Source organism: Barnesiella sp. CU968 (assembly GCF_905219685.1).
GTDB classification, from domain to species: domain Bacteria; phylum Bacteroidota; class Bacteroidia; order Bacteroidales; family Muribaculaceae; genus Lepagella; species Lepagella muris_A.
On sequence record NZ_CAJMXD010000078.1, the window covers coordinates 1 to 9,533 of the forward strand.

11 protein-coding genes are annotated in these 9,533 nt (G+C 49.0%); 9 read left to right on the plus strand and 2 right to left on the minus strand.

From position 1 onward, the window contains the following. From JX312_RS04745 to JX312_RS04785, 9 genes are all read left to right on the plus strand, one after another. On the plus strand, nucleotides 1-1,680 hold a 1,680-nt coding region (locus tag JX312_RS04745; RefSeq protein WP_370541472.1), incomplete at its 5' end, for a hypothetical protein. Beyond that, nucleotides 1,677-2,105: a lipocalin-like domain-containing protein gene (locus JX312_RS04750; protein WP_123403249.1), complete on the plus strand. Its 429-nt coding sequence runs from the start codon at nucleotides 1,677-1,679 to the stop codon at nucleotides 2,103-2,105. The genes JX312_RS04745 and JX312_RS04750, both read left to right, overlap by 4 nt. Before the next feature lie 12 nt (nucleotides 2,106-2,117). Further along, complete coding sequence (locus JX312_RS04755) at nucleotides 2,118-2,711, plus strand: ribonuclease HII (protein WP_204457221.1); 594 nt, start codon at nucleotides 2,118-2,120, stop codon at nucleotides 2,709-2,711. A 16-nt stretch (nucleotides 2,712-2,727) separates the two neighbouring features. Further along, entirely contained in the window at nucleotides 2,728-3,366 is a 639-nt protein-coding gene (locus tag JX312_RS04760) for a TatD family hydrolase (RefSeq protein ID WP_204457222.1), read from the plus strand. A gap of 55 nt (nucleotides 3,367-3,421) precedes the next feature. Continuing rightward, nucleotides 3,422-4,381, plus strand: a complete 960-nt coding sequence (locus tag JX312_RS04765) for a PCMD domain-containing protein (RefSeq protein ID WP_204457223.1) — start codon at nucleotides 3,422-3,424, stop codon at nucleotides 4,379-4,381. A gap of 26 nt (nucleotides 4,382-4,407) precedes the next feature. After that, entirely contained in the window at nucleotides 4,408-5,160 is a 753-nt protein-coding gene (gene dapB, locus JX312_RS04770; RefSeq protein ID WP_204457224.1) for a 4-hydroxy-tetrahydrodipicolinate reductase, read from the plus strand. 42 nt (nucleotides 5,161-5,202) lie between these two features. Continuing rightward, nucleotides 5,203-6,630, plus strand: coding sequence for a S26 family signal peptidase (locus JX312_RS04775; RefSeq protein ID WP_204457225.1), 1,428 nt, complete (start codon nucleotides 5,203-5,205; stop codon nucleotides 6,628-6,630). After that, nucleotides 6,627-7,154, plus strand: coding sequence for a WbqC family protein (locus JX312_RS04780; protein ID WP_204457226.1), 528 nt, complete (start codon nucleotides 6,627-6,629; stop codon nucleotides 7,152-7,154). The genes JX312_RS04775 and JX312_RS04780 overlap by 4 nt, the downstream gene beginning before the upstream one ends. 75 nt (nucleotides 7,155-7,229) lie before the next feature. Further along, on the plus strand, nucleotides 7,230-7,868 hold the full coding sequence (locus JX312_RS04785; RefSeq protein ID WP_239653806.1) for a DUF4294 domain-containing protein: 639 nt from the start codon (nucleotides 7,230-7,232) through the stop codon (nucleotides 7,866-7,868). 10 nt (nucleotides 7,869-7,878) lie between these two features. Here the strand turns inward: JX312_RS04785 and JX312_RS04790 are convergent, their stop codons facing one another. Both JX312_RS04790 and frr read right to left on the minus strand, forming a co-directional pair. Then, nucleotides 7,879-8,841, minus strand: coding sequence for a glycosyltransferase family 2 protein (locus tag JX312_RS04790; protein WP_204457227.1), 963 nt, complete (start codon nucleotides 8,839-8,841; stop codon nucleotides 7,879-7,881). Then, nucleotides 8,841-9,398 (minus strand): ribosome recycling factor, encoded by a 558-nt coding sequence (gene frr, locus JX312_RS04795; protein WP_123403232.1) that lies wholly within the window; start codon nucleotides 9,396-9,398, stop codon nucleotides 8,841-8,843. Before frr ends, JX312_RS04790 begins: the two co-directional genes overlap by 1 nt. Between the last annotated feature and the right edge of the window lie 135 nt (nucleotides 9,399-9,533).

The window sequence follows — 9,533 nt, forward strand, 5'->3', positions numbered from 1 at the left end:
TTTTCATTCTCTAAAGAGCAGTTCGACTCTGCTATGGACTACATCCCCAAATCCATCCTATCCCCGAGACCGGCAGTCATTTTCGATTGCCGGTCTCAACTTTTTATCACACGCGATGTTTTAATTGAAATGCGCGATGCGTTGTCGTTCATTTCAATTGTCACGATTCCACTTCAAAAGACAATCACAGCAATGATGCATAAGTTATTTCCACTGCTTGCCTTGGCGGCTGTGTCTCTCTTCCCTTCGGTGGCAAAAGCCGAATGGAACGACTCTATCCGCTATCATGGCGAAATAGGGATAAATATCGCCGGAGGCGAACATACCCCATTCTGGCTGATGAACAATAAATACGGACTTTCATCTGTAGAGCGCAACAACGGATATCTCCGTCTGGGAGCGTTTCACGACATGGACACCACACGCCGGTTCACCTGGGGAGCGGGAGTCGATCTTGCCGTGGCGGCAAGGTTTTCATCCGTGTTTGTTGTGCAGCAGCTTTATGCCGAAGCAAAATACCGATGTCTCAACATTATGGCGGGAAGCAAAGAGATGTCCGGATTCATTTCCAATTCCGATCTGGCTACAGGCAACCTGACTTATTCGGGAAACGCTCGTCCTATTCCGCAGGTCAGGGTCGGAATCTTCGATTATGCCGATTTCTGGGGCACCAAAGGATGGTTTGCCGTAAAAGGTTATATCGCATATGGCAAATTCACTGACAACCGGTGGATTGAAAGCTGGGTGAACAAGACTTCCAAATATACGCTCAACACACTTTATCATTCAAAGGCAATATTCTTCAGAGGGGGAAACGCTAAAAAATTCCCTCTTGAATTCGAACTCGGACTCGAGATGGCGACCCAGTTCGGCGGACAGTCATACAGCAACGGACACGTAACCTATATGCCTCATGGCTGGAAGAACTTCATCAAGGCTCTTATTCCAATGAAAGGAGGAGATGACACCCCCGCAGGCGAACAGGTAAATGTAGAGGGGAACATGCTCGGAAGCTGGAACTTCGCTCTCGCATGGAAACCTAAATCCGACTGGAGCGTAAAGCTGTATTACCAGCACTTCTATGAAGACCATTCGATGCTCTTTTTCGATTATCCCTGGAAAGACGGACTCTGGGGCGTTGAGGCAAAATTCCCGAAAAACCGCTGGATATCCGAGGCTGTCTATGAATTCATCTACAACAAAGACCAGTCGGGTTCTGTATATTGGGACCATACTCCCGAGATCAACGAGCAGGTCAGCGGACGTGACAACTATTATAACCACGGCATATACAACGGCTGGCAACACTGGGGAATGGGCATAGGAAACCCGTTGATAATATCCCCCATATACAATGCAAACCACAGTCTGAGTTTCCTCTCCAACCGCATGTGGGGACATCATCTCGGATTCAAGGGACAGCCTCTCGACGAATTAGGCTACCGCGTTCTCGCGTCATACCAGAAAAGCTGGGGAACCTACGAAATGCCTTTCCCGGAAACAAAAACAAGCTTCAACCTGATGGCTGAAGTCACATACAAACCCAAGAAACTGAAAGGATGGCAGGCAGACCTCGCCTTCGGAATGGACTCCGGTCCACTGATAGGCAACAGCTATGGCGCCATGCTGAAAATAAGTAAGACAGGATGGTTGTTCGGACCTAAAAATAAAAAGCAATGAAAAGAAAAATATCATATATACTCCCCCTGCTGTGCTCTGTCCTGACGGTCATCGCCGTCACATCCTGCCGCAAGGCGCCTATAAACGGCAAGCTCGACGGCCAGTGGCAGGTAATGACAATAGAACACCTGACCGAAGGGAGGACCGAGACTCCTCATGTAGCCACATACATAGACCTGAATCTTCACGTGGTCAATCTTCGCAGGAATTCCGCCGGAGGCACAGTCGCGGGCAACATGAACTACGACAAGACAGCCTCCACAGTGTCAATGGATTTCCCTTACAATCAGGACAGCGACGGCTTTCTCGCGCTCCGGATGTGGGGGATATACACCAACCCTGTGGTATTCGAGATCATAAAACTTGACGGCAAGCAGCTCGTGATGCGTTCTCCCGCATCAATAGTCACTTGCCGCAGATTCTAACCGGATTCCGACATGCTTAAGGAACATATGTGCGAAGGGGCGGTGGAAGCAGGGTGCGACGAAGCGGGACGCGGATGCCTGTGCGGTCCGGTGAGTTGCGCGGCGGTGATTCTGCCGGATGGATTCAGATGCGAAGGTCTCAACGACTCCAAGCAGCTGACGGCACACAAACGTGAGGATTTGCGAAAACTTATTGAAAAGGAAGCCCTTGCCTGGGCTGTGGTGATGGTCGATGCCGAAGAGATAGACAGGATAAACATCCTCAACGCATCCATAGCGGGAATGCAGCGCGCACTCGACAGGCTATCGGTCAGACCGGGTCATATACTTGTCGACGGCAATAAATTCAAGCCATATCTCGATCCGGTTCTCAACATGCAGACACCGCATCACACGGTGGTGAAGGGGGATGCCACATACATGTCGATCGCTGCGGCATCAATACTTGCAAAAACACACCGCGATGAACTCATGACGGAATACTCGCGCCAATATCCCGGTTACGGCTGGGAACAGAACATGGGTTATCCCACCAAGGCGCACCGCTCTGCGATCGCCACTCTGGGTGCGACACCGATACACCGCAAATCATTCCGTCTCATTTAGAGCTTGTTTAAAACGCATGATCATCGACATTCATACGCATCGCCCTTATCCCCAGCCAGAAGGGATAATATCAAAAGCATTACGCCCCGACAGCGCCGAGACTTCAGAAATGAAGTCCTGCCAGCTTTATTCTGTCGGCGTGCATCCATGGGACACGCAGGATACGGAAGATGCCGGACTGTTCGCCAGACTGGAGGAGATTGCGGCGCAACCCAATGTCGCCGCAATCGGCGAATGCGGGATAGACCTGCTTCGCGGCGCGCCGATGTTCCGGCAACTGCTTGTGTTCCGAAGACATGTCGAGATTTCAGAAAAACTACGCAAGCCATTGATTGTCCATGATGTAAAAGCGGACGATATCATATGCGGCCTGCAACGCGACATGAAACCGACGCAACCCTGGTGCATACACGGATTCAGAGGGAAACCTGCCGCCGCCATGGCTCTGATACGCTCCGGCTGCCACATCTCCTTCGGCGAGAAATTCAACCCCGACACACTTTCCGCGATGCCCACTGAACGCATTCTTGCGGAAACCGATGAGTCCACACTTCCTGTCGAAACCATAATCGCACGACTTTCTGAGGTGAAAGACATGGATTTAACCGAAATCATCCGAAATAATTCAAAGAAATTTTGTAACTTTGTGAGTTAGACTCCTTCTCGCAAAAAAATCCGATGAGGGAGCCGTATAAAACTTTCAAGGCTCTATGAGATTTCTCAGAATCATATTTCCGATAGCGGCGGCATGCCTGGGCATGACGTCTGAAGCATTGCGTCTTGAGCCGATAAAATATGGCGATTTCTCCAATTGGGTCAGCCGCGAAGTGGCTGAATCAAAATTGCTTGGCGGAAAGAAAAAGACGATTTACGAAATCGCGCCGACCCGCACCATGCCAGGCAACAACACCCCCTACTCCAACGAAGGCGGCTCACCCTGGGCAACAAGCAACGTCTACGCCAAAGTGGCAGGAGTCGTAAAAGCCTCGGGCACTGTGACTCCGGCTATGGTCAACGGAAACAAGGCTGCGCGCATGGAAGCCAGAATGGAGGAGGTGAAAGTCATGGGAATCATCAACATGGATGTAATGGTTGCCGGGACTATATTCCTCGGACGCATATTCGAGCCTATAACATCTCCGAAAGGACCCTATTCGAAAATGGAGATGGGAATACCCTACACCAAGCGACCAAAGGCACTCGTGTACGACTTCAAGGTGGAAATGCCCGATACCGACACAAGAATAAAATCCACGGGATTCTCCGGCAAGAAAACGCTTCCGGGACGCGACAACGCCGAAGTTTATGTGTTGCTTCAGAAACGCTGGGAAGACAAAGACGGAAACATATACGCACAGCGTGTAGGCACCGGGAGGGAACGCTATTCCAAAAGCACAAGATGGACAAAACAACATATGTTGCCTATACATTACGGCGACATATCGAAACAAAACTGGTATAAACCCTGGATGGGACTCCTCGACGGAGACAAGGCATATTATGCCATGAATTCAAAAGGCAAACTGGTGCCTGTTCACGAAACGGGATGGGCACCCGCCGACACCACTCCCACTCATGTGCTCGTCATGGCATCGTCAAGCTGCGGAGAGGCATATATCGGCACCGAAGGACTGACATTATATATCGACAACATTTCCTTCGGATTCTAATCAACAATCTAAAACACCTGATTAAAATGAAAATAGCATTGACAGGATATGGCAAGATGGGCCATATGATAGAACAGATAGCAAAAGACCGAGGTCACGAAGTGGTCTGCATAATTGACAAAGACAACACGGCGGATTTCAACAGCGAGGCATTCCGCAGTGCAGACTGCGTCATAGAGTTCTCGACACCCGATACAGCTGTAGGCAATATCCGCCACTCATTCGCGCAGGGAGTGCCTGTGGTATGCGGAACGACCGGATGGACCGAGGCAATGCCCGAAATCAAGGCTTTGTGCGATGAAGGGAAAGGGACATTCCTTTTCGCCTCCAATTTCTCCGTCGGAGTGAATATCTTTATGGCAGTGAACCGCTATCTGGCAAAAATAATGAACGGTTTTCCGCAGTATTCCCCGCGCATGGAGGAGACACATCATATCCATAAACTCGACCACCCTTCGGGAACGGCAATAACCCTTGCTGAAGAAATAATCCGGGAAAACAGCCGCATATCGGGATGGTGCGAGCCGGAAAACACTCCCGACAGAAAATGCAGTCCCCTTTCGGGCGACAAGGATGGTGACATATTGGAGATTGACCATATACGCCGTGGTGAAGTGCCGGGGATACACACAATCGAATGGGATTCACAGGTCGACAGCATAACCATCTCTCACAGTGCCAAAACGCGTGAAGGCTTCGCTCTCGGAGCAGTGATAGCCNCCGAATGGCTTGCTGACCGCAAAGGTTTCCACACCATCGGGGAAGTATTCAATTTCTAAGAAGCTACAGTACAATCCAAAATCTGATAAAGGCATCATATCATGCAGAGCGAATCATTTAAAGAACATATAAAAAACATAAAAGCCACACGCTGGGCAAGATTCGGTGTGGTTTCGGCGATATTTTTCCTTTGGGTAATATTGATGGGCAATCCCTGGCTGCTTTTCCTGTGGCTCATATTGCTCGACATATATATAACCAACATAATTCCCTGGGGATGGTGGAAAAAGAAAAAGGGACCGACCCGGATCGTGATGGCATGGGTAGACGCTATAGTTTATGCACTGGTGCTGATATATTTCGTATTCGCGTTCATCGGGCAGCAATACGAAATCCCATCCTCAAGTCTGGAAAAATCTCTGCTTGTAGGTGACCGCCTCTGGGTAAACAAGACTATCTACGGCGCCAGGGTTCCGCAGACTCCCATACACTTCCCGCTCGCACAGCATACGATGCCTCTGATTAATACAAAGAGCTATCTCGAAAAACCACAGCTCGAATATCACCGCATGCCCGGCTTCCGTTCCATCGAACGCGGAGACATCGTGGTCTTCAACTATCCTCAGGGTGACACCGTAGCGACAAAAATCCCCAACCCCGACTATTACCAGATATGCCACGAGCTCCGCAGGGAAGGAATCGAGAAACCTCTTGAATACATCAAAGCGAACAGAGGCATGTTCGGAGAAGTCGTGTGGCGTCCTGTGGACCGCCGCGAGAACTATGTCAAACGCGCCATAGGTCTGCCGGGCGAACGTCTGCGAATCTCCGGCGACACGGTATATATCAACGGAAAAGCCGTTCCCGAACCTGAAAACGTTCAGTATAACTATATAATANCTGTAAACGGTCCGATTTCGGCGGAGAAATGGCATGACCTCGGGGTTCGCGAAGAAGATCACGGAGGAATGCCGTCAAGAAACGAGATTGCCGGCTTCTCATATTATGATGTGCCGCTTACCGCAGCCATGAAAGCGGAAATAGAGACATGGCGGGAGGTTATCGGTCCGTTGCAGCGCGAAAGTCAGAGCGGACTCTTCGACCTCGGCGGAATCTTCCCGCTTGACGCAGACTACGGATGGACACGTACGGACATGGGCGAGCTCTGGATTCCCAAACGCGGAGTAACCCTGCACCTTACCCCCGACAATTATCCCCTTTACGAAAGGGTCATCCGCACATACGAAGGCAACGACCTCACCATGCGCGACGGGAAAATATTCATCAACGGCAAGGAACAGGAGTATTATACTTTCAAGATGGATTATTACTGGATGATGGGCGACAACCGCGACCGTTCCGCAGACAGCCGTTACTGGGGATTTGTCCCTGAAGACCATATCGTAGGCTCACCTCTGTTCATAATTGCCTCTTTTGATCAGGAACGCGGACTTTTCAACGGCAAGATTCGCTGGAACAGGATTTTCGCCAATCCAAACCCGGATGGCAAAAACATGCGCGACAAATGACGACGCAATATCCTTTCGCTCCATCGGCAGAAATATTCCGGACACTCATTTCGCAAGGGGTGTCCGGAATTTCAAAAAACAATGCAGCCCGCACCGTCATAGAGGGAGGGAAGATTCTTTCAGTGCCCCTCGAAGGGGGAAGCGCCTGTCTGAAACACAGAAATCCCGATCTTTACAGAATCAGAATTTCCGATCACGGCAGGTGGCGGCAGGAACACCTCGGAACCATAAACGCCATATATGGCAAATCACCATATTTTGCCTATATATATCCGGAGATAGAGAAAATTTATCTTGAACGCAGCCACGGAACCATCGGTGAATTCAACGAATCGCTGTTTTCTTTCGTAAAAAATTTCCTTGACCTTGACGGAGTGTGCGGCTCGGCGCGACAGATGGAAACATCGAATCCCGGGCGACTGGCTGAACTGAAAAATGAGTTTGCAACAAAAGTTAACTTAAACAATTCAATATTAGAGGCACTATTCCGTTTAGGTAAAAACGCGGCATTCCTGTTTATTTGAAGAATTTATATCTGAAAGCTGTATTCAGCTGTCTTTGTAAGCTTTTAATGTAGTTAATATTCTCTGAAAACGCAGATGTCAAGAACCTGCCTGCATATAGTTCTGGCGATGGTCTTTTCCATCCTGTGTGTCTCTCTGCCCTCAGCAGCTCAAGATGAGACACAGGGTGAGCTGCGCCTTAAGATAAAGGCATATCGCGGACACAAGTATATTGTGGATGAATACGGCGATACCTGCCTCTACACCTTTATAAGGGATTTGAACGTATATCCGCCCCTGAAGTTCAAGAATAAGAAACAGGAGGAGTTCTACTGGCGGACAGTCAGAGATGTGCGCAAGACACTACCCTATGCGAAACTCGCCTTCTCGGCATTATGCGAGACCTATGAATATATCCAGACTATTCCGGACAGCAAAGAGCGTGAACGTCATCTGAAACGCCTTGAGAAGGATATTTTCGAGCAATACAAGCCTGTGGTGAAAACCATGACAAAAAACCAGGGAAAGGTGTTGCTCAAACTGATAAACCGCGAGACCGACCAGTCTTCGTTCAATATCGTCAAGGCATTCTTAGGCTCATTCAGAGCCGGGTTCTGGCAGACATTCGGCAGGTTTTTCGGCATGAACATGAAGGCAGGATTCCATCCGGAAAAAAACAAGGAAGACGCAATGATAGAGCGGATAGCCACGCTCATCGAGCAAGGAGCGCTATAGTACCGCCGTGTCAGCGGTATACAAAACGGGCAAAGAAGGCAACCGCTCTTCTTCCAAAGAAAGAGAGTATTGCTCCCGCCTTGTTCTTAAACCTGACTTCAGGATTGATTACAGAACAGATTCTTTCCTTTTTTATCACATTCCAGCACCTGTTTTCAAGCCTTGTGTCATAGTGACCATTGATCGACATAAGACAGAATATGTTGAAATGCGCGCTCATGCGTCTGTCGCGCGCCCCTTTGTAAAGCTCAGGAGATGGATATGCCCCGCTCTTTGAGAAAAACTCCGCTATCCTGTCAGTCACATCAAGCACATCCGCTCGCCGGGCATTGAAAGTATGAAGATAACTGTGTGGATTCTGACGGTAGAAATATAACCCGGCAGAGGTGGTGACAACTTTGGTGAGTCCCGGAAAGATTCTGTATAAAGCATCAAGGTCCTCATAGCCGATGCCAATTGTGAAGGGGGATTCGGGAAGAATTTCCCTCCTGTAAAGCTTGCCCCATGCCGAATGCGTCAGATTTCCGAATTTCTGATACAACATAGCGTTCGTAAACGATTTGCCATCGTAACAACGGACCTGTGCGTGATTCACATCGAAAGCACCGTCTGTTGTGAACGAGACGCAAGACACATCCGCATTGTGACCAAGAAGAAGGTCATGCAATATACGAAGGTATTCGGGATGGACAGTGTCATCGGCATCAAGAAATGTCACCATACATCCCTTTGCGCGCGCAAGCCCCGAATTTCTTGCGAAAGACAACCCGCCGTTCTCCTGATGAACCACAGTTATGCGCTGATCCGCGGCAGCGTATTCATCACATATCAGCGGGGAGCCATCCGTGGAGCCATCATCCACAAGAATCAGTTCCCAGCAGGAATAAGTTTGCGCCAATACGCTTTCAACGCATTGACGCAAATATTTTTCCACGCCGTAAACCGGCACTATTATGCTGATCAGATCAGACATCACACAGTCAGAATCTCTTTCTCTTTTTCTGCAAAGAGCGCATCGATTTTCTTCATGTATTTGTCATGAAGTTTCTGCACGTCATTTTCCGCATCCTTCTCAACGTCTTCGCTGAGACCGTTCTTGATTTCTTTCTTCAGTCCTTCGATAGCCTCGCGGCGCGCATTGCGCACAGATACTTTCGCATTTTCCGCCTCACCTTTCGACTGCTTCACAAGCTGCTTGCGTCTGTCTTCAGTCAACGGAGGTATCGACAGGCGTATAACCTCACCGTTATTTTCGGGCATGATTCCGAGTTCGGAATTGATAATAGCCTTTTCTATCTCCTTGAACATCGATTTCTCCCAAGGCGTGATGGCAATGGTCCGCGCGTCCGGAACACTGACATTCGCCACATTTGAAACAGGAGCCTGCGAGCCGTAATAATCCACGCGTATTCCATCGAGAAGACGTGCCGACGCCTTTCCCGCACGTATATGCGAAAGAGTATCCTCAAGATAATCTACCGCCAGCTGCATGTTGTCTTCAGCGTTGCTGAGATATTCCTTAACTTCCATAATATCTATATTTTGATTTTTCTTTCCAATAATGCTTTACGCTCATATCGGGAATCTGTTAGAAACTGTTTAAATTTAATTGTGAGGTTCATTGAGAGGATTTTATGAGGTGTTTTTACGAGTCGAAGAGGGAGC

What these genes read in the sequence shown, in the direction of transcription:
- JX312_RS04750 (WP_123403249.1), top strand. Translation starts at nt 1,677, where the DNA reads ATGAAAAGAAAAATATCATATATACTCCCCCTGCTGTGCTCTGTCCTG.
- JX312_RS04755 (WP_204457221.1), top strand. Translation starts at nt 2,118, where the DNA reads ATGCTTAAGGAACATATGTGCGAAGGGGCGGTGGAAGCAGGGTGCGAC.
- JX312_RS04760 (WP_204457222.1), top strand. Translation starts at nt 2,728, where the DNA reads ATGATCATCGACATTCATACGCATCGCCCTTATCCCCAGCCAGAAGGG.
- JX312_RS04765 (WP_204457223.1), top strand. Translation starts at nt 3,422, where the DNA reads ATGAGATTTCTCAGAATCATATTTCCGATAGCGGCGGCATGCCTGGGC.
- JX312_RS04780 (WP_204457226.1), top strand. Translation starts at nt 6,627, where the DNA reads ATGACGACGCAATATCCTTTCGCTCCATCGGCAGAAATATTCCGGACA.
- JX312_RS04785 (WP_239653806.1), top strand. Translation starts at nt 7,230, where the DNA reads ATGTCAAGAACCTGCCTGCATATAGTTCTGGCGATGGTCTTTTCCATC.
- JX312_RS04790 (WP_204457227.1), bottom strand. Translation starts at nt 8,841, where the DNA reads ATGTCTGATCTGATCAGCATAATAGTGCCGGTTTACGGCGTGGAAAAA.
- frr (WP_123403232.1), bottom strand. Translation starts at nt 9,398, where the DNA reads ATGGAAGTTAAGGAATATCTCAGCAACGCTGAAGACAACATGCAGCTG.